This is a genomic window from Aporhodopirellula sallentina SM41 (genome assembly GCF_000346505.1).
GTDB classification, from domain to species: Bacteria; Planctomycetota; Planctomycetia; order Pirellulales; family Pirellulaceae; genus Rhodopirellula; species Rhodopirellula sallentina.
In genome coordinates this window covers 57,092-81,203 of sequence record NZ_ANOH01000113.1, presented here as the reverse complement: position 1 = coordinate 81,203, position 24,112 = coordinate 57,092, and the positions used below count along the sequence as shown (strand labels likewise).

The following is a 24,112-nucleotide window of genomic DNA, read 5'->3' as shown; positions in this document are numbered from 1 at the left end:
GAGCCTACCGAACACTAAATCCATTGTCCTGCCGAATGCATGTCAGTCAAGCACAACACGCTAAAAGCTGAAAGTAAGATGCCTAACGTCAAAATCATTCGAACAGCGGCAGCCTTCCTCTACAGTAGCGAGTGGCGTTGAGCCGATTTGGCTGCGCACTACCGTCCCGACTGCATTCGGCCAAATCCTATACTTTTGGTTCACATTTGTTTGAGCCACAAGCGTGCAATCGACGGAGCATCGCCAATTGCACGCATTCGACCGAATCTCAAAACTTTCCGTTACCGTCCAACACAACGGGCTCAATCCCCAGCCTTCGATTTTCGCAAATCCTCCAATCGCGCCGCTTCAGCTTCGATTGCCATTTGTTCATAGTCAGCATTAGTTTTCACCGGTGGTGGCAAAACAGTGTTTTCACTTTTTGGAGAACAACCGAATACCGAACCAAGAGCCAAGACACACATCAACAGAATTGTTTTCATTTGAAGCATAATTCGAAAATAGCATGAAGGATTTTGCAGGACGGAAAATTGAGCAGCCAGTGGAACGCTAGAACTCAGCGTCAATCGTTTCTTTGGAGGCTCGAGATCCGAGACTTCCCCAAAGACCATAATTGCTTTCCGCACCAATAGGAGGTGCAGTACTGTGTGGTACACCTACGGGAGCAGAGTTGAGATCGCCACTTTCGATACTATCGGTGATGAACTTAACTGCCCCATCTGCCATTAAGACATGGCAACCACCTTGATGTCGGCTGCCCATGGTGAAAATCCCGCCCGCTCCACCAGCCGCTTGACCACTGTTGCCACGCTGGAAACTAGGAGCGTTCGGCGGGAATACCGTTAGCACCCCAGTGTGCATTGCAAGGCCACTTGCCCATGCTGCACCGCGGCTTCTAGCAACGTCTCCAGACTCAGAAGTAATACTAGTACCTGGGGCGTAGTATTGTGGCCGAGTGGTGTCAACGAGATTGTCCCAGCCTTCCAACTTCGGATTATTGCGTACCGGATTCTGACCGCCCGATGAATAGTAGGCGGGATCTCCAATGATCTCGCGTGCTCCAGCGCTGCGCCCATTCTCTCCCATCGCGATGGTGTTGCTCAAACCATCAAGAACATCACGAAAACGCATCGTTGTTCGGTAGACGAATACGCCACGATTTTGGCGGATGTAGAGGTCGTTGTCGTTATTGCAATTCCAAAACGAATCGCCCAAGCAAAACGAATAGTTTGTGTTACCAGTATCGGTTACCGCAGTTCTCGCTAGGTCCGAAGGACAAAGAAGAGTCGTGACTTGAGTCCGCCACGGCTCATAGAGGCCGACGTAAGGAGCCGGTCCCATTGCCGGATAGGTGTTGATACCGTCGTCATACGGGTTCGAGACTTGCTCCCACAATGCTTGCTGCTCGAAAAACGGCAGCAGTCCTACATGCGCGCTCAGGGTTCCAATACTGCTATTTGTAGCGCCTCCAGTGACATTGCTGGTATGAGATCCAGTAGACCCAGTAGATCCACCGCACTGCTTCGGCAATTGATTGTACGCGCTATGGTAGTTGTGCATCGCCAACCCCAACTGCTTCAGGTTATTGGAACATTGCATGCGACGGGCTGCTTCTCGAGCAGCTTGAACCGCCGGCAGAAGCAATCCAACCAAGACACCTATGATGGCGATCACCACCAACAACTCGACCAGCGTGAACGCAGGTCGGAAAAAACGCTTCGTCGACATAACTCTCTCCATACTAAGAATAGAAACTAAAACGACACCTACTAAAGACAAGAGGGCACGTCGACCTGGAGTACGATATGCCCGCCGTAGTTCACTGAAGGGTTCGCGAGTGCAGATCGGCGATAAACGAACGGAAAAGCCCCCCAGGCTTGCACCATAGAGCATGCACTTTCTGCACTCGAACTACCGATGATGATTTACTGTCAGCCTCACGCCAGGACAATTACCCCGCATGTTCATACGCAACAACAAGCGCCCACTAGTGAGTACATACGACTGCCATTGAGCAGCCTCGACACGCAATCCAGAATTTCAGCAAAAAGCTTGACCACACGAAGTCGCTCGAACCGGCGGGACCCTGCTTGCTTGCAAATCCGCCGTGCAATTGCGAGTAGTCCGCAGTTAGTTGTTGCCAATCGATTCATTCTCCTGCTTCGATGTGGCCTAATCCATGGCACTCGGTTGATGCGATCTAGCCCTTAGGCTTGTTGCCAGGGGCAAGCGCGGTTGTGCGTTTTGCCCATGCTTCCCACTGCTTGGTCATGATCGCGACACGCTCGGGATTCTGAGGTGCTAGATCGACTGTCTCGCATGGATCATCTTTGATGTTGTAAAGCTCCCATTTTGGCGTCGTCGGAAACCGTTTGCCCAACACCAGTTTCCAGTCGCCGCTCTGGATTGCCCGAGCGCCGCTGTGTTGATAGCAGAGTGTTCGCTCGGCCAACGAGTTGCCTGGCGTAAAGAGCGAAGCAAGGCTAACGCCTTCCATGGGTTGAACTTCGGCATTGCGAATCATGGTTGGATAACTCGCCCCCGTGACATCTACTACCGTACTCATCACATCAATTAAGTGCGCCGAATCGCGGACCCAACGGCCCGGTTCTTGAATCCCAGCGGGCCAGTGCACCACCATGGGAGAGAGTATCCCACCTTCATGTGTGAAGTGCTTGTATAAACGGTGCGGCGTGTTGGATAGATTGGCCCAAGCAGACCCTACTGAGATATAGGTGCCGGCCAAACCAATCTGCTTGAGCCGTTCGCCGCGATAGAGATGGGTAATACCTTTGCGTGATGCGTCGTCAAATCCGAGTGGCCCCCATTCATAACACGCACCGTTGTCTGACAGGATCAGCACAAGGGTATTCTCAAGCTGACCAGAAACATTGAGCCTGTCAATGATTCGGCCCACGCCAACGTCGACATGCTTCACCATCGCGGCGTAGATTGCCATGCGGTGCGCGAGATCCTCCTGCAAGTCAGAAGACAATTCATCCCACGCTGGATTGGGCTTGCCGGAATACCCATTTGCGATCGCGTTCCTACTTTCGACCGGAACCAATGATCGTTCAGTCAACTTCCAACGATGGTCCTGAATCAGACCAATTTGCTTCATCTTCATAAAACGATCCGCTCGAAGCTTGTCCCAACCCTGCCGGTAAGTCGATACGAACGAACGTGTAGACTCGATAGGCGCCTGCAAGGGGAAATGGGGGGACGAGTGCGCCAGGTACATAAACCAAGGCTTCTGCTTGGCCTCCGCTTGATCCAGGAACTCCAATGCATATTCCGTAAACACGTCAGTAGCATAGAACTCATTTTCGGCAACTTTGATCTCTGGCTCGCGGTCACGAGGCAACCGAACGTAGGCATTGGGCCTCCACTGGTCCCGCGAATGCCCCGCTGGAAACCCGTAGTATTCATCGAAACCTCGCTCGACCGGTGTGTGCCCCACATGCCATTTTCCGACCGCGTAAGTCGAGTAACCGTTCGCTTTGAGGACCTCGGCCAGGGTCGCACAATTGTCGACAAGCTGGCCACCAAAATTTGGAATCCCCGCTTGCCCGGGGTGAAGCCCGGTGAGCAACGCAGCACGACTGGGACAACAGCGAGCTGAGGTGGTCATCCGAGTGAACCGCAGTCCTCCACGACTCAGGCCATCAATATTGGGCGTCGGAATCTCGCCACCGTAGCACCCCAGATCACTGTAGCCCAAATCATCAAAAAGCACGACCAATACGTTCGGCGGTTCCGCAGACTCAGCAGCACAGGCGACCAGAAATGTTGCTAAAAACGAAGCCGTTGCCACGATATTCAAACGACATCGAAGTTGATTCCACATGAAGGCTGTGCTCGTTGCGGGGGCAGTATTCTCAGAAGGCAATTGCTTATTTAGAGCGAACGTGTTTTGGTAAAGAGGCACATTGGTCTAACCGAGTAAGTCAACCTCAGGCTATATCGAAGGAAAATCCTTCCTCTTAACTGGACGCACTGTACTTGAAACGAATCCGGCTCGCGATTCTCGACACATTTCGCAGGAATTTGCATTAGCCAGTCGCTGCGCGGTGCAAACACTCGTCTCCGGTATTTCGCTGCCTAAGGAAGCTGTAAGCACACGAACAGGAGTTATTCGGCGTAACGATGAAGCGACGGCATATAGGTCACTTCACCGAGTTCTGAGAGCTTCGATGTTAGAGTGTTCAGCAGAGTAGTGAACCGTTCCCAATCATAAGCGGGCATCAGTTGGTGCTTGAGCCTTTTCCACAATCGTTCGATCGCGTTGAGTCCTGAGCTGCAGGATGGAAGGTTGTAGACGGGCAAGCCTCGCTCGCCCCAACATTCTTCCGATGCCCTTAAAACTCCGCTGGTGTAAGAGGACTCGTTGTCCAAGATCACCACGGCGTTTGGTCGATGGCCTAGCAGGCTGCTGAAAAAAGCACGTTATGGTCGTGATCGGTCTCTCCAGGGCGAAATTTTTTTAAATCTCGACTCTGGAAAGTACAGGCAAGCATCCTCGCTCGACCGCTTGGATGCTTAATCAGTCTTGTGACTGCTAGTGCAGTCCATGTTTGCCGTCCTCCTGGACGGTTTCCTCAACTCCAGGCGTATCAACTCGGTTGGAGTTTGGTTAGTCGCAGTAAGTTGTATGCCGAAGCCGCCACATCGAAGTACTGCTTTAACTTCCAGCGACCAACCCATCGACTCCGCCCAAGACCAGCAATTGCCTTGGTCCAGCCAAAACACTCTTCGACGCGTTTACGAACTCGTTGGCTCACCTCATACTCGACCGTCTGTTGACGAGCCTGCATCCGCAAGCGTGCCTCGATCAAAGACTTACGATCGGCGCGGGCTTTTTTCGCATCGGCAGGTTCCTTGGAAGTCATCGCCACATGCGGCGTGATCCCCTCCTTCTCTAAACGAATCAAGAACTCTCCGGCATCGTAGCCAGCATCGGCTCCAACCGTTTTCGGGACGCGTCCCTGTTTGCGTTTGTAGTCGGCAACCATCTCCATCGCAGCATCTCGCTCGGCTGTTCCACTCGCTTCGGTGACACAAGTTTCCACAATCAAACCATTGCGATTCTCACTAAGCACATGACCCAAGTGCGCCAACTGAGATGGCTTGCCGAGACCTTTGCGGTAAAGCTTGGCCTCGGGATCGGTGCGCGAAGAAAGGGTCTTGTTGCTTCGTTTCTCACCGTGGAAGTCGACATCGGGATTGCGTGGCTTGAACGAGTTGGAGTCACCGGAGGAATCGTCCGGCGACTCGTCCCTGGGGCGAAAGCTCTTCATTGATGCGTAGCTCTCAATGATTGTTCCATCGACACTGAAGTGATCATCACTGCACAGGCCTGCACCGATGGCTTGGGCCAAAACGGCATCAAAGAACGCCCCCGTGATACCAAACTGATCCATGCGAGGACGGTTGTGAGTGAAGACAGTCGGATCGAAGGCATCTTCCTCGGGCGACATGTCGAGGATCCACCGAAAAAGCAGGTCCGTGCGGATTCTTTCACACAATTGGCGTTCACTGCGGACCGAGTAGAGCGCCATAAGCAACATGGCTTTAAGAAGTCGCTCCGGCGGCACACCGGGTCGGCCGTCGCGGTGGAAAGCCTGCTCAAAGAGTTCGTCCATTGAACAAAGAATCGCATCGACTCGTTTTTTCAAAGGCCGCAGCGGATGGTGGGGCCGAATTCGCGATTCAATATCGATGGAATACAACAACTGAGTCGGAGGACCGGGCCGGCCACGCATCAGATCGCTCCTTGAGAACAGTGATCCCAATAGGATAACAAACCACCCGACTTTTTCAGCAGCCTGCTAGTACTAGAAATTATAGTTTCCGTGCCGCTTGGCACTACTGCATGTCTTCGATGCGTTTCTGTTCAGCGAGTTCTTCGGCAGCACGCTTCTCAAAATCTTCGATAGTCAATTGAGGAGCGTCCAAAACCGCAGGTTCAGAAGAGGGGGTACAGCCCAGCTCCACGCTAACTATGAGGCAGACCGCTATTAGAAATAGATTAGTTTTCATGGTCAATTTGTAACATATGAGGCGATTTGCAAGAGCACGGAAAGCAACAGCAGGGGAGCATTATGGCAACCACCTGCTGCTTCATGGCTTTGTCGCTTCGCAACGGGAATCGGACATGAATCGAGATGCCGACAAGGGAAAACCAAGATCGATTGGCTTGGCTAAAGCTCATCGATCGATCGTGGTTCTTTCCCACCCCTGGTGCCGAGAGCTCCCCACAGTCCATAGGGGCTTGCGGATCCTGCTGGTGGTGCCCCGGGCGCTGTGGTGCCAACAAAACCGATACTGAGATCTCCCGATTCGATGCTGTCGGTCACGAACCTGACGGAACCATCGCCCATGACGACATGGCATCCGCCTTGATGGCGACTACCCATTGTGAAAATCCCACCTTTACCAGTTGCAACCCCACCTTCACGCTGAAAACTCGGTGCATTGGGAGGGAAGACAGTGCAAACTTGCGTAAACAAGCCGAGTCCATCTCCCCACACGTTTCCCCGCGAGCGATCCTTAGCACCGCTACTATCAACGCATAGCAGGACCCCTGGGTCATAAAACTGAGGCCGAGCTGGTTCGATGACTTCCAGCCATCCTTCCTGTTTCGGGCTGTTGCGAACGACCTCTTGAGCTGCCGCATTTCCCGTCACATAAAAGGCATCTCCGATCAGTTCTCTCGCTCCTCGAGAACGCCCGATCTCGCCCATTGCAATCGTGTTGCTTAGTCCATCTAGAATGTCGCGAAACTTTGTGGTGGTGCGATGCTGGAAGAAACCGCGGTGTTGACCAGTGTTGAGTGGGGCACCGGCGGCGTCAACGGCGTTGTTGCTGTTCCAGGTAGAGTCGCCAACGCTATATCCGTAATTTGTATTGCCCGTACCACCTGCACCGAGAGGCGCAACGTCCGATGGGCACAGCAGCCCGGGAATCTGTGTTCTCCATGGCTCATAAAGAGTCACCCAAGGAGCCGGCCCCATTGCCTGGAATGTATTGGTGCCATCATCATAAGGGTTAGAGATCTTTTCCCAGACTGCTTGTTGCTCGAAAAACGGCAACAAACCGACATGCACGCTTAGCCGTTGGATATTACTAGTAGTTGCCGAGGCACTGTCTGAACCACCACATTGCCGCGGCAGTTGTTGGTAGGCGCTATGGTAGTTGTGCATTGCCAGACCGAACTGCTTCATGTTGTTTGAACATGACATCCGACGTGCGGCCTCGCGGGCCGCTTGAACGGCGGGCAACAACAGTCCTATCAAAACTCCGATAATTGCAATTACCACCAACAGCTCAACCAATGTGAACGCGTGGCTCCTCTTTTTTTCTCTAATCATTTCTTAAACCTAAGTCGAAGTAAAAAGATCGCGTATGCGATCGGAAATCTTAAACAATAGCGATTGCTTCGACGCACTGATTTCTCCGGCTACCTACGACGCTATCTGTAACCGGCGTCGGTTGACCAGAAACAATCACGTCGACCAATAAAAATGGCGTTCGCAAGTTCCAAAAAAAACATCGCTTCATGCAAACTTGCTGTACGGAACTAGAGTGGCTTGAGGCATTCGCAAAACGAATGGCCATCGAATATACGTTTCATTTCTGGAAGTCTGTACATTCGAATTTTGAATTTCCTCGGTTGGAGCTTTTCTTCCATTCCTGAGCATCGCCTCCGTCCATCTTCACTTGCGAATTTATTCGCTTGCGGACGCAGATCACGGCGCCAGACCGACGGGAGTCTCGAAAGCAAGAACACAATGATTCAGGACCATATCCAAGGTGATATGCCGGGTTTCCCCACGCAACACACATAGAAGGACATGGGCGAACTGGGGTGACTTACAGCACCGAAACCGCAATTCGATCCTATTATCCAGAAAGACGGTGCCACGGACGAATGGCACAGTCATTTGCACCCGATTTTGCATCGACGCATATGATGTCTTTCTGCAGGTCGGCTATTTCGCTTAAAATTGCCGACGCAGGACGATCTGTCTTGTAGTGATACCCTCCCACGTCTCACATTGTTTGAAGCCCTCCCTGGTTACTGCTTGCCAAATCAGTGAAACCAGGGAGGGTTTTCTGACCGAGGCAATTTCATTTTTAGGCAAGCTGTCAGCAAATTTTTGACAGCGCCAGCACTGCCGTTTGTTGACATCCTCAGCGCGCAACGCATCTCTGGCGTCTTCGAAAAGTACGGTGGGCTCTTTCGTAGACTACCTTCGTACTTGTTCCATGTCAGTATACTTCAAGCATTTGGGACTGGCGTATCGACACATCGCCTGTAAAAATGCGTTCCCTGGGGCTATTTGAAACCAACGCACCTCCCGTAGCGTTCGGACGCGGTGGCCAATGGCAGCACGCGGAATCAAAACAGAACTCAGCGTTGGGATACTTCGACCGTCGATCGGATAGGTTGGTCAGTCTCGTAGGGAGCTTCGTATTTTTTACGACTATCCCGTTGCCACTTAACGCTCTCCAAGATAACCGGCGTGGCGTCAAGGGTCAGTTCCCAGTCGTTGAGTTTTCGCATCAGTTCGTCAACTTTGTCTGGTTGCTGGGATGCTAAATCGGACTGCTCACTGACGTCGGAGCCTAGATCAAACAGCATTGGGAGCTTGAATGGAGTACGGATGAGCTTGAGGTCACCATCTCGAACAGCCGCGCCTTTCTGCGCGATGCGCCAGTACATGGTTTGATGTGGACGCCGGTCACCAAATTCACCGCGGAGATAGGGTAGAAGGTTCACGCCATCTAGTTTGCGTTTGGTGTGTTCGACACGCGTGCGCTCAATACCGGCGGCCGATAGCAAAGTGGGCAATAGGTCTAAGGTGATTAGTGGTTGCTTGTATGTTACTCCCGAGGGCAAGCCATCGGGCCAACTGAAGATCATAGGAACTCGAATACCGCCCTCGTACAAAATCCCTTTCATGCCCCACAACGGCGAGTTTAATGAAGCATTCGCGGTGACGGCGCCGCCATTATCGCTGAAAAACACAATGAGCGTCTGGTCATACTGGTCCGTATCCTTGAGATGCTTTACCAAGCGACCAATATTTTCGTCCAGACAGTGTTGCATGGCCGCGTAAACACGACGCTTCTCGTCCTTGATATGGGAAAAACGGGCGATGTCATCTTGCTTGGCTTGCAGGGGTGTGTGCGGAGTGTCATGGGATAAGTACAAAAACCAGGGTGTGTCAGCGGGAGTCCGATCAATAAAATCAATCGCTTCCTTGGTGTACCAGTCGGTAGTGTATGGCACCTCGATCTCAGTTACTGGATCGAATCCTCGCAAGATATTCCGGTCTTCGGCTTTCGGGAAATGTCCGTGCCCACCGTAACGACCGAAATAGTAGTCAAAGCCTCGTCCTAACGGGTGTTGCCACTTGATATCGCGCAGTCCCAGGTGCCACTTGCCAATGATGGCGGTGGCATATCCTGCCGGCCTAAGGTACTGGGGGATCATCCGCTCGTCCTTGGGAACGGCTTTGTATTCGGGGATGACGTGTGGATTGAACGCGAAGTTATGCTCCCAGCCGAAACGTTGCTGGTACCGACCGGTAAGGATGCCGGCGCGTGATGGAGAGCAGACGGCTCCAGAGACATAGGCCTGAGTGCACAAAACACCGTCTTGAGCCAGCGCATCAATGTTCGGCGTCGGGATTTGGGTTGAGCCATGGCAACCAATGTCTGCGTAGCCCATGTCATCGGCGAGGATCAATAGAACATTCGGCTTGACGACGGCAGAGGCTTGCCAAGGGTTTGCTCGCTCAGATCCTTGGCCTACTGCGGCAGTCACACCGCCAAAGGTCAAAAAGCTGAATGAGACGAAGAGTGTTAGGCTAGGTAAAAAATTCCAGCGATACATGTTGAGGGTATGTCTCATTTGTTGTTGAAACCCGTGATGGTCTCTCTGGCGTAAACGTGTGTGATCGGGTTTGGGTGAGCAGCAAGCCTCGCCGCCTGGAGCTCGCCTTAGGCGATCTCCAGGCGGTGAGAAAGCATTTTCAGCTCGGTGTTGGTTCGGGGCTCGCCAGGGCTGCCAACAGATGTGACGGTGACCTGTATCCCGTGGTCAGGCGAAAACCTTTCTCGGCGTCCAGCAACGCATAGGAACGCCGATGACTTGCTTGATCCGCCTCAGCTCGAAAACGTGTCTTGTGGTCGAGTTTGCGGGGCGCGGTGAGTATGAGTTCTCGATCGCATTGGTGCTTGGTAAACCACGACAGAACGTGTTGAGAACGTTCAAGCGATGCAGCCACAAAAGATCCTCGCAAGCTTTCTGCGGGCTTGTATGCGTTTTGGCGTTTATCGGCTTGATGAACTCTTTCAGCTCATCGAATACTTCTTTTACTGCCTCGTAGCCTTGGTCAGATCCTGGCTTCCGCAACTTTCACATATTACTGGGACGCTTCCGTCAACTGCTCGGCTTCTTCATAGCTATTGTCCACCTCCATCAGCTCAGGATTGTCCTGGAGGAACTGGTCAATTTCGGTCCCTTGGGGTGCGGACATCGTTGAACTTTGGCCTCCACATCCAACAAAAACCAGCAAACACGACACAAAAGTCAAATGCATGCAACGCATCATAGACACACCTTCATTTTAATAAGGACGCTAAAAAAGATGCGATACGTTTTTCACGTACCGCATACGAAACATTGTTTGTTTACTAGCGATGGAAGTCATAGTTCTTCGCTGATAACTTCCTTGCTGGCTCGAGTGCCAAGACTTCCCCAAAGCCCGTAGGGGCTTGCGGTTCCAGGAGGAAGCTGCCCATCATAGAGACCCACCGACGGACTCGACTGATTCCCTGCCTCAATCGAATCGGTGACGAATTTGACCGCACCGTCGCCCATCAAAACATGGCAGCCGCCTTGATGCCGACTGCCCACTGGGGCGGTGGAATCACTGTTCGTGTTGTTGTTTGTGCACAATTCACTATTTGGTGGTCGAATCGCCAACACACCAGTGTAGTAGGGTTTGCCGTATGCCCAACGATAGCCGCGTCGCTGCTCCGTACCGCTTGAACCACTGTAAGTAACAGTATCCGGATTCCAAAACTGAGGCCGAGCGGGGTCGGCCCAATCGGCACACGCCAACGGGTTTGTATAGGCAGTGGCACTAGGGTCGTTGGCTCCTCGCGTGCGTTTATCCAAGTCATCCAAATCGGTTACCAGCTCTCCCATCGCGATTGTGTTGGAAAGCCCGTCGAGCACATCTCGAAACTGAGTTGCCTGGCGTGGGACGAAGAAACCACGACACGAGGCTCGAACCGCCTCTGGCCTTGAGTATGTCGTGCCACCGTAGGTAACGTTCCCCGCAATGGTACCGTCGCCTGAATAGGCTCCGAATGCGGTCAACAACATGGAATCCCCGAGGCATACGCCGTAGTTGGTTCTGCCCTGCGACGGCAAGCCCACGCCCGGATCACTAGGACAGCGAAGAGTCGGAATGTTTGTTAACCACGGAGTGAATTCACCGTATCCACTACTCGAATGCTCATTCAGATTGGCATTCGGCCACGCTCCCATCGCCTGGTAAGTGTTTGCGGTATTCGGACAACGGAAGGGATTGCTGATCTGCTCCCAGATCGCTTGCTGCTCGAAGAACGGCGCCAGTCCAACCAAGGCACTCAGGTCTCGATTGTTGTGATTCGGCTTCGCGCCCGATGCACCATAAGTTCCGCCGGAGAAATGAGGCAATTGGTTGTACGCAGAGTGATAGTTGTGGATTGCCAAGCCGATCTGCTTGAAATTGTTGCTGCAGGACATCCGTCGCGCGGCCTCCCTAGCGGCTTGAACCGCTGGCAACAACAGCCCTACCAACACCCCGATAATGGCGATAACCACCAGGAGTTCCACCAGCGTGAATGCAACGCGTTTCTGTGTCATGTTCATTGTTGATCCTTATCTACGATTACTGATATTTTCCGCCGGAAAAAACTCCGGGCTATTATTGATTCACAGTCCCGGCAAGATACTCCGGTGAAAAATAAGAAAAACTTGAGAATGCCGAAAACGGTCATGGCACCGAGGGTGACCCCAACCCAACAGAGTATCGCTTCATCATATTGCTGGACACTTGCCTAAACTTAGGTAGCGGCAAACACTCGTCGAACATCATGATTTCTGCGATCCAGCCTTCGAAATAGTGCCGCTGCATTCGATCATTGCATCCAATGATCATCGAGGACTCAGCAACAATACCGCCGTTCGCGTCTCCGCCTGCGAGCCTATCTCCATTCAAGAACAGCTCGTAATTTGCTTCTTTTTTGGCTATAGCGGCATCCGACGATCATGAGTTCACCGGACGGGACGGGTGATTCACTGGTGATAATCGTGTGGCGATTCTTGCTCCAGAATTCGTACCGCCTTGCTCTCAGTCGGTTTAGAGCAGAGCGATCCAACGCAAGGTTTGGATGCAGGTCGAAATGAACAATCTGCTGGTGCGAGCTGTTGGTGCTGTTAGCAAATTTCACGGCAACAAGCAGTGTTAGTTCGCTGCCACGTTTGAACGGATGAGACTTCATGAATTCAACACCCCGAAACTGCAAGGCGGGTAACCCGTTCGCACCCTCGGGCGAAATACGCGGCCGAAGGCTTGGCTTGACCTGCCATGCGTCACAGTTTTGCGAAGAATAACCACGATTACGCCAAACGCTTACTCGGCCTTCTTCATCCTGCTCTGGCCCGGTTGCTGCATCAAGCCAGATAGCCGGATGGGCATCGATCCCTAACCTTTGTTTGTTTTCAGCCGCACTGTAGGCACCTGCTTGATCGCTCTCGATGCGGATGAACTTCCGACGCTCCGCGACAAATTTCTCGCGTTGTGTATTGTCTCGGTCTACGGCGGCCATGTCCGTGTAGAGCCGTTCTGATTCTCCATCCTGGCTTGAAAACACTTCGACCTCACCGTTAAAAACATGGGTCTCTGCGCCTTGATTGCCAAGGATCACGACTCCGAACTCCGTGCCATGATCGACCAGGCGATTGAAAGGGGTCTCGATTTCAAAGCCTTTTGCTGATGGTGAGACTTTGGCGGACAATCGCCCGCTATAGAGAAATCCGCTGTTATCTGACAAGAACTTAAACTCTGCCGGCCCTTCGATCGTGACTTCGGCCCCGCGGGCAAATCGAATCCCGACAACGCCTTCGTCGATCGTCATTGAATCGCCAGCCTCGTAACTACCTGAGTCGCCACGAGCCCAACGGGAGGCATTTAGCCCACAATCGATTCTTTGGACAACATGCGCGACCGCCTCGCCATTCGGTTCATTGCCCACCACTTGGCGGAGGCCGTCCGTTTCCACAGCGGGCATGGTGGAGCCTGGTAAATCAGCAAGCGGGCCCACTTCGCTTTGGCCCCGACCAAAACGCACAGCACTATACAAAAGCGTGCCGCCTACAAGTAAAATCAAGCCGGCGGCCAGTGCAAGCAACCGCCGCAATACGCACTCGTTTTCAAGGATGCGACTAGCCTTCCTCAGTGCTAACGCAGGCGATCGCGACTGAATCTGCGTGGACGGATCCTGCTCTAATGAGCGGTCGGAATCAGAGCCTGGCACATCGCGATAGATTCGCGAGATCATGGCATGGGCCTGAGAAATTGCAACAAACTCGTCCATCAGGTCATTGCGTGCGCGAACCAATGCACTTAGTTCTTCGGACTCGCCGTGGCTAATATCCGCCGAGCACCATTTACTGGCCAGTTGACTAAATCTACGGTTCTGTGCCTGCCGACTATTGCTCATTACTGAATTCCTCATGACCCTGCCGCAAGTTTTCGGTGAATGCACCGCGAGAGCGTCGTTCGTATTTTGTGAAGTCGTTCGTAGACAGTGCTGACTCCCGACGCGGAACCCGCTGAGATCTCCGCAACGGCCATCTGTTTTTGGTAGTGCAGTACTAACAGGTCGCGATTTTTTTCAGGCAACTCGCCGATGCACGCTTCGAGCAGCCTAATGAGACTGCGGTTGCCCAGAGAATCCACAGGAGGATAAATTGCGATATCCGATAGACGCATCCCGATGTCCTCCTCAAGTAAGTAGCAGGGACGCCGGCGACTTAGGAAATTCAGAGCTTTGAAGCGAGCGACCCCGCACCCCCAAGCAAAAAAACTGCCACGCGTGCTGTCGAACTCATCACGCTTTTGCCATAGCACTAGAGCGGTCTCCTGAAGCACTTCCTCTGCATCCGCAGCGGAAGGAATCAAGCGCATGATGAACTGCAGCATCCCTGCCTGGCAATCAAGAAAAACTTCAATAAACTTCTCGTCGGAGAGTCCGTGCGATGACATTTTTGGCTGCGTTGATGACTGGGAAATCGCTAGAAAGGTTCCCGACAATTAATTCTGTTCAAAGTTGCCGGATTCTGGTGAAATCGGAAGAAAACACGAAGAATTTTGAAATAGATTCGCCGCGGCAGTTTCTATTGGCAGGACCTTGCTGGCGCAATTGGACGAAAATCACCTGTAGCCCCCAGGCAAAACAAGTTGACCAACGGTCTATACGAGAGGAATTCCGAAATCGACCGCGGACTGACACATGCGGGAATTCATTCTTCACGCCCCCGCCGTTATTTGCGGATCCGTTCCTCGACAAACACTTTGGTAATCTATCGGTCCCATGGCTTTTTGCCGCGACGGCCTGTCGGAACCCCGCTGGCACTCAATTGCTTCACCTCCTGTTGATCCGCACGTGTTGGGCGGAACCTCGAGTCTACAACTTGAATATCGACGGCACCATTGTCTGATTCGACGATGTCGATGGGAACGATCCAAGGTGTCCAGCGGTTATCGCTTGCCACGAACTCGTGGTCAAACGCGGTGCACCACCATTGCCCTTGGTTGTCCTGAAACATATTTCCGTGACCCGCGTTTTTCACTGCCATGCGTCGTGGCCCGTAGGGGCCGTAAAGCGAATCTGAAACGCAATAGTAGAGGTCGTAGGTGTCGCTCGATTCATAGCCATAACGCGCCGATGCGACCAACAGGTACTTGCCGCCAATCTTCTTCAGCAGGATGCCCTCATAACCAAGCTCATGCTTGCCGGCGGGATGCAGGTGCGACACATCGCCCACAGTGCTCTCCAAATCGCCCGATAGCCGGACAAGATTATCCGCCCCCCAAAGGTAAAAGGTCTGGCTGCCCTCTTGAAAAAGATGTGCGTCGATACCGTGTTCAGCGACTACGGGCAACGCGGTGTACGGCCCTTCTGGTTTACCACTCGTGCTCTTAAGTAAACCGTGTCCGGCCACATTAACGCTGTGAGGAATCCACCACGTGCCGTTGAGGTAGTGGATTTCGGGGGCCCAGACTGCTCGCCCGTTTTTTGCGTCTGCCTTCGCCGGACGTTCGAAATGCCAACTGTGTTGTTTTCGGCCATCTTCATGAAGTGTCCAGACGAAGCCCATGTCCTCCCAGTCGATCAGATTGGCTGATTTCCACAAACGAATGCCGACGGTGTCACCCCAGTGTGAACCAGCCGTTGTGCCGGTGAGGTAAAACGTGCCATCGGGTCCGCGTTCAATGAATGGGTCGCGCACTTTTTCGTCTAGGATCTGGAAGGCTCGGTTGTGTGCGGCAACGTCAAAGACGTTGCCATTGGTAATCCGACGTGTAAGCGAGGAAGCACTAGTGCTGACGGAGCCTCGTTTACGCTTCGAGTTACCCAGGTGTCCGAGTGTTGAGAGGTCGATCTTCGATACGCCGGCGTCCGTTGGCTCGACGATCTGGATCGTGCCGTCATCGTTGAAGTTCAGATACTCCGCCCGCAGCCGACGCTGGTGAACAGGGGCGTCTTTTACCCATTCGTGATAGAACAGGATCCAACGGTCTTTGTATTGGACGATCGAGTGATGGTTGTTTCCGCCATATGGCTTCATGAACTCGCCACGGAACTTGAACGGCCCGGTTGGCGAAGTACCCGTGTAGTAGATCAAGTTGTTCCAGCCGCGAGCGATCGTAAAGTAGTAGATTCCGTTGCGTTTAAAGACGTATGCAGCCTCGAACTTCTTCGGTCTGTATTCCAAATTCAAATTCGTTGGGCCGGACTTGAACGAAGCCATGTCGTCGCCAAGCTCATAAACCGTGTCCTGCAAGTACATCCAATAGCGACCGTCGTCGTCGGTAAAGACCGCCGGGTCGTGACCTCGACAGAGCTTCTCCTTCGTCAATTCCTTAAAAGGTCCTTCGGGCTGATCGGCCACTGCCACGCCAACGCCGCCCTTGCCACCGTTGTTGAAGTAGTAGAAGAAATAGTATTTGCCATCTTTCTTAATGACGTCAGGAGCCCATGCCTTGTGCGTTCCCCACTTGGAGTCCTTGTTGCTGAAGATCACGCCATGGTTTTCCCAATTGGTTAAGTCCGTCGTCGAGTAACAAGACCATCCAAATTGTTTTTCCCAGTCACGGTTGTCGGTCGTGGGGAACAGGAACAGACGCCCGTCGTCAGCAATCACGACTGACGGGTCTGCCGCATAGAAGTCGTGGCCGTCGACTCGCAGCGGGTTGCGTTGAGCCTGCTTGGCCGCTTTATCATCAACCCGGTCGACATTTCTCTGTTTATTGGCTCTGCGTTTCTTTTGCGTTTCGCGTTGAACGGCATCTGCCTTTTTGGCTGGCGCGGCCGCTTCGGCGGGTCCCACAGCGGCGGTCAACCGAGTCGCCAAGTCTTCTTCGATTGCTTGTACTGAATCGTCGCCAGCAAGATTGCGAAGCTGAGATGGGTCGCGAACCATGTCGTAAAGGGCAAGCGATCCGTCCTTAAAACGATTTAGTTTGTGCGTCGCCGTGCGAATGCTGTGGTTCCCCTCCATATAAGTCATCAGCAACTGGTCATGAACCGGATCCGCGGCCGCGTCGTTAATAATGGAAACAATACTCTTGCCGACTTCGACTTGTGGCCCAACCTCGCAATGGGCCAGGTCGCAAATCGTCGGATAGAGGTCATTCAGGCTAACAATTTGCCGACGAAGTTTTCCGTCGCAGCTTCCCGGCTTCCGTGGGTCATGGACAATGAATTGCACTCGGTTGGCTTCTTCCCACAACGCTTGCTTGGCGACGTGATACTTCGCACCCAAGTGATACCCATGGTCGCTCCACAAAAAGAGAACCGTGTTGTCTCGCTGCGGCGACTTCTCATAGCCGTCTAGGATTCGCCCCAGACAAGCGTCGGCGTACGCGACACAGGCTAGATACGATTGCGTCATCTCACGCCATGCAGGAATCTCTGCCTCCGTGCCGCCTAGTTTGCGAGCGTGATCCATCACGACCTTCATCTTTCCGCTGGTGAAGTCGGTGAATCGCTCGGCGCCGCTGGGCAGGTCGTCGAGATCCGAAATGATCGCGTCGAGCGACGCACGATTCAGCCCGGTCATCTGCTGGACCGGGAAGAGATCGAAGAACGCTTGCGGTGCGTGGAAAGGAAGGTGAGGACGGAAGATGCCGCAACCGAGAAAGAATGGTTGATCCGCAGGCAACGTCGCCGAATCGGGGCCATCTTTGCCACGTTTTCCGCCTTCCTTGATTTTCGCCGTCCCGTGTTCTAACAACCGGCCCGCAAAGTCGGCCGTCATCCAGTCGCCGGACTGCATGAGGTTCAGCCGCGAAGGCCCGAACACCATGTTGCCACCGTTGGGAGGCGAAAACCGGCTCGGACGAGCAGCGTTGCAGCCACTGACATGGTTGACCCATTGCGACCACGAGTGCTTTGCATCGGCCCAGTCATCCTTCAGGGGACCATCAACTGTTCCAACAGGCTTATGAAAGAGCTTGCCGAGGCCGGTTGTGAAGTAGCCGTTGTTCTTGAGTTGTTGCGGTAAAGTGATCGCATCTTTGAGCGTGTCATACGGGCGAAAGTGCGTTTTGTGGCTGTAGTAACCTGATCGAACTGGTGAAACACCCGTCATTAACGAGGTTCGCGAAGGCCCGCAAAGAGCACTCGGGCAATAGGCTCGCGTGAACGGAGCACTGGTGCGAGCCAGCCGATCCAGGTTGGGTGTCAACCGTTTGCAGACCTCCGCGCGGACTTCGTCATCTGGGTAGATGACTTGCAAAAAATTTCCAGGTTCCTCCGCCGCGTACCCAGCAAAGTCATTCAGATCGTCAATTGCGATGAACAGAAAGTTCGGGCGCGGCGATTCTTGGTTTGGTGAGGTCCCGCCTGGGGAGTCATAGGCCATCGCGAATGATGAAACCAACAGCAATAGGAAAAGCAATGCGATGTGCCGCATACAACAAGGATAAAGATGACGAAGCGGCGATCGACGTTCGGCAACCGCGTCGCGGTATTGACGAAGAGAAACGATCATCTGTTCACCTCAGGTGTGATGACGTCGTGACTGATCGCCCACTCTTTCCATTTGGCTGCCATCCGCTCTACCCGCTCTGGCAGTTCCTGTGACAGATCGCGTGTCTCTTGGCGGTCTTTGGCGAGGTCGTACAGTTCCCACGACTTCGTACCTTTTGGCAACAGAGCTTTGTAGTTGCCGTTGCGAACCGCTTTGTGCCCGGCGTGTTCCCAGTACATCCATTCCGCGGGCTGTCTCTGCTTACCAGCGATCGTTGGCATCAAACTGACGCCTTCGAGCGGTTGTATCATTTGTTTGGCAAACTCTTTCGGGTAAGTCGCTCCGGTCGCATCGAGTATCGTTGGCATCAAGTCAATCAATTGAGCCGGAGTGTTGGTGATCGAGCCGGACTTGGACTTAAGGCCCTTGGGCCAATGAACGATAAGCGGCGTCGAGATGCCACCCTCGTGACTGAATACTTTGAACTTGCGAAACGGTGTGTTGCTGGCATTGGCCCAGCCTTGCCCGTAACTGATTGCTCCGGAAAGATTCGGATTGTTGATATCTTTGAATCTTCCACCGCCGAGATCTTTGTATGGCTCAGCACATCCGCCGTTGTCGCTCAGGAACAGTAACAGCGTATTGTCGAGTTGGCCGTGTTCTTTCAGCCACGTCACCACGCGGCCAATGTTTTGGTCCATCCGATCGACCATCGCGGCATAAACAGCCATGCGGTAGTCGAGTTCGTCGCGTTGCTTTTCATTCAACTTCGACCACGGCCGTGCTCCTTCGTCGCGTGCCGGTAGCTGAATGGAATCATCAAACAGCCCGATTTCCTTTTGCCGAGTCAAACGCTGTTCGCGTAGTTTGTCCCATCCGATGTCACGGTACTTTCCGACGTACTTGGCGATGTCTTCTTCGCGAGCATGTAAAGGCCAGTGGGGAGCGGTGTAGGCGAGGTATAGGAAGAACGGAGCGTTGTCTGTCTGCTCATCGAGGAACTGAATCGCGTAGTCCGTGAACGCATCGGTCGTGTAGTAATCCGGATCCTTGGGGGGATCGAGATTCTCGTTCCCTAGCGTTATGCCTCGGCTCCCTTGCGGTTTGAAGTAGCTGGTTGCGCCAGCGATTGAACCATAGAACCGATCAAAGCCTCGTTGCCGGGGCCATTTTCTTTTCCGTGGTAACCCAGGTGCCACTTGCCTGTCATATAAGTGTGGTAACCAGTCGGCTTCAAGGTCTCGGCAATAGTCACACACTTGCGATTGAGATAGCCCTGATACGCCGGTCGCTTATCACCGTGCAGGCCTTTTGGGGTCTCGGTCATTTGCCCGATACCGGTTTGATGCTGGTGAAGCCCCGTCAGCAAAGCGGCTCGCGTCGGGCAACAGCGTGCAGTGTTGTAAAATTGGCTGAACCGCAGACCATTCTTGGCAAGTGCGTCAAGGTTGGGAGTTTGAATCTCGCCGCCGTAGCATCCGATGTCGGAATAACCCATGTCGTCCGCCATGATGATGATGACGTTGGGCCGCTGTTCGGCGGATACGAATGAAGTGACGCCAAGAATGGCGACGGTTGTAAGCAGTCGGAGGTGTTGCATAGGTATCAATTTCAGCAATTCAAGCTGTTGTGTTCAGTGTTCATAGGTATTCCGAAGCGTCAGCGAGGGATCCTGGCTTGATTTCTTTTCCTCGCTATTGCTTCGGATTACCTGCGGCGGCGCGGGATCGCTTCAGCAGTTCTTCGTGAATGCGTCTTGAGTTCCGGCGGAAGGCGGTTTCGTTTTTCTTTTCGATGGTTGCGCTGTTGGTTCCGTCGCTGGGAATGTCTTTAAGACGCACGCCCCATTTGCCCAGCAACGTCCAATAGGTTGCCGAGTCGGAATGATCGATGCCATTGTGGGCGAACTTGCCTTCAACAAAGATGTTGCCGAGCTTGCTTGTGCGAAACTGATCGTAGTATTCGTGACCTTTGGGGGCTCCATTGACGATGCCGTGCTGTCCGATCGCCCCACATTCGTAATAGGCAATCTTCTTGTCCGCAGCGACCTGTTTGATGTAGCTGCATGCGGCGGCATCTTCGCGGCAATTGGCAACCCGTTCAGGATGTTCTGGCGATCCCTGGTGAAGCGGTGAGTTGGTCCAATGAGTAATGAAACGAAGCCGCTTGAGTGACTCGTGTTTTCCAGTTGCCAGGCAATGGTTCACGAGGATCGCCGGTTCGGTGAGCGAACCCCAGCACAAGACGTTCAGCGTTTCGCCTTCTTCGATCGTGTCGGCGGTGGCAAGCAACTGCGCGATGGTGTCGTACTTCGCGAGGGAGCGATAGATTCGTTTCGGGTTGTATCGCTCGGCCGTCTCTTTGATGCACGACTGAGTGAACTGAATGTCGTCGGGATAGCCGCCAATCGCTTTGTTCAAAGCCGAGACCTCCGAACGATACGCTTCACCGAAGTATTCGTTCGCCCAAGCGGCCTGGTTGGAAGACGTTTGATGGACGTCACGATGGGTACTCGTGACAACAATGCCCAGTGTTTCAAATTCGTTGGCCATCAACAGATACCCGGCCATCGCAGAGATGTCGTCCGGGTCGTTGACGCTGTGCCCATCGTTGGCACGCTTGACTCGCTTGTCGCTCATATCCGTGATGATCCAAACCTTGGGACGCCACTGATTCGCCCGCAAGTCCGTTGTCCTATTGGTACTCGTGGCGATGTTTACAAGCGCGGCATCCTTTTCGGGAGATGCTGCCTGAAAATCAAAAGCACGCAAGTAACGCAACTCGCTGTCTCCTTGCGGCAATGATGGCCCTGTAAGTATTCCCGCGAGCAAGTTGGGCGTTAATTTGCTTCGACTTCGCCAAACAATGTCCCGGCCCGTCACCGAAGTCTTCCAGCCATCGCCTACGACCGATAACCATTTTTCCAAACACTGGTCCCAATTTCCCGAGGCGGCGATCCCCAAAGCTTCGAGGTACCAACGGTCCTTGCCATCGTGTTGCTGCGCAAGTTGCGACCAGACTTTGGCCGCGGCATTGGAGTGTTCGCCACGCAAAAGAATCGCCGCTTCACGCCGAACTTGCGGTGAGGAATCGCTCGCGAAGTTCGATGCCACTTCGACAGCGTCGGCTGCAGACTGTCGGACAATTCGCAGAGCCACACATCGAACCCGGTGGTCGCCGTCTTCACTTGCCAACTCGATCGCTTGTTTCGGTGAAAGGCTTCCCAAAACCCACAACGCTCTTGCACGATGCAACGGAGATTCCGAGCCTTCGATGAATTGGATCAACTGTGGGATGACGCCATCACCCATCTTTCGCAGACGTTCAGCCGCAAGGAATCGCATCGACACATTGGGGCTCTGCAACGCTTCAATCGCGCCACTGACGGTTGACAAATCCGGTGTTGAAATCGCGTAGGATGCTGCATGATCGGCAGGCGCTAGGCGAAAAACGCGTCCTCGCTCCGTGTCACCCATGCGGTGACCGCCCACGCCGGGGTCGTACCAGTCGGCGACAAATAGTGAACCATCCGGAGCCGCACAAGCATCAACCGGACGAAACCACCGGTCACGACTTCCGGTCATCAGCGGACTGATCTTTCCGGCATAGCCCGCAGCGTCGTCTTGCAGCACGTAGGATCGCACGGAGTTCGGACCGGGATCGCAGTGAATCAGCTGGCCATGAAAACGCTTTGGCAGCAGATCGCCCTCGTAAGCCATGATGCCCGTCGGCGAACCCGCGCCCGTTTGGACCACGTTGGGCACGACTCCCGGATCGTTCAAGTGCCAATGCCGCAGCGAGACATCTGAATGCATGCCCGTGCGCGGAACCGACCACGTCGATTTGTCGAGTTCGCCTCGATAGCCATAGTTACCGTACGGCATCACGTAGTTGATACGCGTCGCGCGGTTGCCGTCATCATCATTGTCGGATTGCCACATCGTACCGAAGGAATCAACGCAGACTTCCCAGTTGTTTCGGAAGTTCCAAGCCAGCGTTTCCACGTTTGTACCATCGACATCACAGCGGAAAACCATGCCCTGTTGATAGGGCTCGCCATGGTCGCGAACTTCTCGCCCAAATTTGTCCACCACAATGTTTCCATTCGCGTCCTTCAACTGGTGGCCTTCATTGCCAAAGTTGAAATACAGCTTGCCGTCCGGTCCGGGAGTGAACGCGTGGATTCCGTGGTCGTGTTCAACACCGCCGATGCCCGTGAACAGCAGAGTCTTTTCGTCCGGCTTTAAGTCGCCGTTGAGATCACGAAATGAGGTAACTCGATTACCAGCCGAGACAATGACTCGGTCGCCAAGCACACACACGCCGTGCGGCGAGTTGATGTCGGTACCTTGATAGAACAAGGTTTTCTTGTCAGCTCGACCGTTGCCATCGGTGTCTTCCAAAACCAGAATCCGATCGCCGTCTTTACGAACCCGGTTGTATGGATTGCGGAAGTGCCGGTAGTTGACGACTTCACAAACCCAAACGCGTCCCAGATGGTCGACGTCGATGTTGCTGGGGCTGTACAAATCGGGTTCAGCGGAAAACAGCGTCGCTGCTAAGCCTTCGGCAATGTCGATGCCTTCGACAGCGTTTTCAGGATCTCGTTTGTTGATCGCCGTGGCCGCTTCGGTACCCTTGTCGCCGTGCACATGGAAGCCCGCCTGCTTCTTGTTCTTCAGCAGCATCAAATAGTCGACCAAGTCCAGTAGTTCCTGCACCGACATCAGTTGGTGCAAGTTTTCGGGCATCAGCGACGTCGAGTTTTGTTTCAGCTCTTCGATGTCGTCCCGAGCGATCGTTCGGACGACTCCTTCGGCTGTCTTCAATGTGACCGCGTCATCGTTTTGGTTGACCAGCAGCCCCGTGAGGACGAAGCCGTCAATGGTCACGGCAGTGTACTGTTCGTAGTTGTGGCTGATGCCTGCGTTCGGATTTAGAATCGCGACATACGTCGCCTCACGAGAAAGCTTGCTGCCAATTTCCGACAAATCCGGCCCCACTTCTTGGCCGTCGCCGTGAACTTTATGGCACTTTGAGCACGTCCCCTTGCCGCGAAAAATCAACTTTCCCGCCTTGCCGTCACCACGTCGTCTGATTAAACGCGAGATTGGCGGAAAAATTTTACCGGACTTGGTGCCTGTGGGTTTCAAGTATTCCGTAACCGCCTTTCGGAGCGTTTGGTTCGACGATGCCAGCAGTGCATCGGTCGCGGCAAAGTAACATTCACTCGGAAGAATTCCCGCTTGAATCAGCTCCAGCAGAAAACGTTGCCCGGACGTGCCACGTCCCAACGCGCTGGTCGCAGCGATTCTTAGCGAGGCTTTCGCGGTCGGGGAAGTGACGACGTCCTGGAGCAGTTCGCGTGCTTGGTCACCGCCGACCAGACCCAACCCGTTAGCGACGACGACCGCCGAATCGTCGTTCTGTTCCAGTAGTGTTTTGAGCCGATCGAATTCGCCGTACTCGACCAGCAAGCGAATCGAGTCGACTTGCAAGCTCGCGTCGACGTCGGGTTTCAGAAACGACGTTAAGCCGTCGGCATGTTGTTTCAGTTCCAAAGAAGACACGGCGTCGAGATACTGTTGCTGTCCGGCGTGCGACAGAAGGTATCGCTCGACCGATTCCCGGACACTGGCTTGGCTGCGTGCCAGTTCTGGTCCTTGGTCTTGCAAACGCAGCAGCGCTTCGACGACCACTTGGTCTCGTTCTGGCTGGCCCGCCACGGTTGACGATGCGAGCGCCAAGATCAACCCAATGAGGATGATTGCGGGATGAATAGATCGATGC

Annotated in this window: 12 protein-coding genes and 2 pseudogenes; all 14 read right to left on the bottom strand. The window is 53.6% G+C overall.

Annotated elements, in window-relative coordinates; genetic code table 11:
• Positions 1 to 302: 302 nt before the first annotated feature.
• The gene (locus RSSM_RS06870; protein ID WP_144059619.1) at positions 303 to 482 is read right to left on the bottom strand and encodes a hypothetical protein; all 180 of its coding nucleotides are present in this window, start codon (positions 480 to 482) and stop codon (positions 303 to 305) included.
• Positions 483 to 549: 67 nt separating this feature from the next.
• A complete protein-coding gene (locus tag RSSM_RS06865) occupies positions 550 to 1,728 on the bottom strand; it encodes a DUF1559 domain-containing protein (RefSeq protein WP_044301494.1) in 1,179 nt (392 codons plus the stop codon).
• A 472-nt stretch (positions 1,729 to 2,200) separates the two neighbouring features.
• Positions 2,201 to 3,847, bottom strand: a complete 1,647-nt coding sequence (locus RSSM_RS06860; RefSeq protein ID WP_008675921.1) for an arylsulfatase — start codon at positions 3,845 to 3,847, stop codon at positions 2,201 to 2,203.
• 284 nt (positions 3,848 to 4,131) lie between these two features.
• On the bottom strand, positions 4,132 to 4,428 hold the full coding sequence (locus RSSM_RS06855) for a transposase (RefSeq protein WP_081613712.1): 297 nt from the start codon (positions 4,426 to 4,428) through the stop codon (positions 4,132 to 4,134).
• Positions 4,429 to 4,613: 185 nt separating this feature from the next.
• Positions 4,614 to 5,762 carry an IS5 family transposase gene (locus RSSM_RS06850; RefSeq protein ID WP_008675916.1) on the bottom strand — a complete coding sequence of 383 codons (1,149 nt, stop codon included), beginning with the start codon at positions 5,760 to 5,762 and terminating at the stop codon, positions 4,614 to 4,616.
• 438 nt (positions 5,763 to 6,200) lie between these two features.
• Complete coding sequence (locus RSSM_RS06845) at positions 6,201 to 7,370, bottom strand: DUF1559 domain-containing protein (protein WP_008675912.1); 1,170 nt, start codon at positions 7,368 to 7,370, stop codon at positions 6,201 to 6,203.
• A gap of 1,043 nt (positions 7,371 to 8,413) precedes the next feature.
• Positions 8,414 to 9,901, bottom strand: coding sequence for a sulfatase-like hydrolase/transferase (locus RSSM_RS06840; protein ID WP_144059618.1), 1,488 nt, complete (start codon positions 9,899 to 9,901; stop codon positions 8,414 to 8,416).
• 139 nt (positions 9,902 to 10,040) lie between these two features.
• Positions 10,041 to 10,402, bottom strand: a pseudogene (locus tag RSSM_RS34595) (IS256 family transposase); the annotation flags it as partial.
• A 315-nt stretch (positions 10,403 to 10,717) separates the two neighbouring features.
• Positions 10,718 to 11,932, bottom strand: coding sequence for a DUF1559 domain-containing protein (locus RSSM_RS06825; RefSeq protein WP_008675909.1), 1,215 nt, complete (start codon positions 11,930 to 11,932; stop codon positions 10,718 to 10,720).
• Positions 11,933 to 12,267: 335 nt separating this feature from the next.
• The gene (locus RSSM_RS06820; protein WP_160168100.1) at positions 12,268 to 13,785 is read right to left on the bottom strand and encodes a FecR domain-containing protein; all 1,518 of its coding nucleotides are present in this window, start codon (positions 13,783 to 13,785) and stop codon (positions 12,268 to 12,270) included.
• 11 nt (positions 13,786 to 13,796) lie between these two features.
• Positions 13,797 to 14,330, bottom strand: coding sequence for a sigma-70 family RNA polymerase sigma factor (locus RSSM_RS06815; protein WP_044301485.1), 534 nt, complete (start codon positions 14,328 to 14,330; stop codon positions 13,797 to 13,799).
• Between the two features lie 317 nt (positions 14,331 to 14,647).
• Positions 14,648 to 18,343 carry a family 43 glycosylhydrolase gene (locus tag RSSM_RS06810; protein WP_008675905.1) on the bottom strand — a complete coding sequence of 1,232 codons (3,696 nt, stop codon included), beginning with the start codon at positions 18,341 to 18,343 and terminating at the stop codon, positions 14,648 to 14,650.
• Positions 18,340 to 19,820 (bottom strand): annotated as a pseudogene (locus RSSM_RS06805) (arylsulfatase). The gene RSSM_RS06810 and the pseudogene RSSM_RS06805 overlap by 4 nt, the downstream one beginning before the upstream one ends.
• Positions 19,821 to 20,016: 196 nt before the next feature.
• Positions 20,017 to 24,021, bottom strand: a complete 4,005-nt coding sequence (locus RSSM_RS06800; protein ID WP_236620995.1) for a PVC-type heme-binding CxxCH protein — start codon at positions 24,019 to 24,021, stop codon at positions 20,017 to 20,019.
• Positions 24,022 to 24,112: the final 91 nt, after the last annotated feature.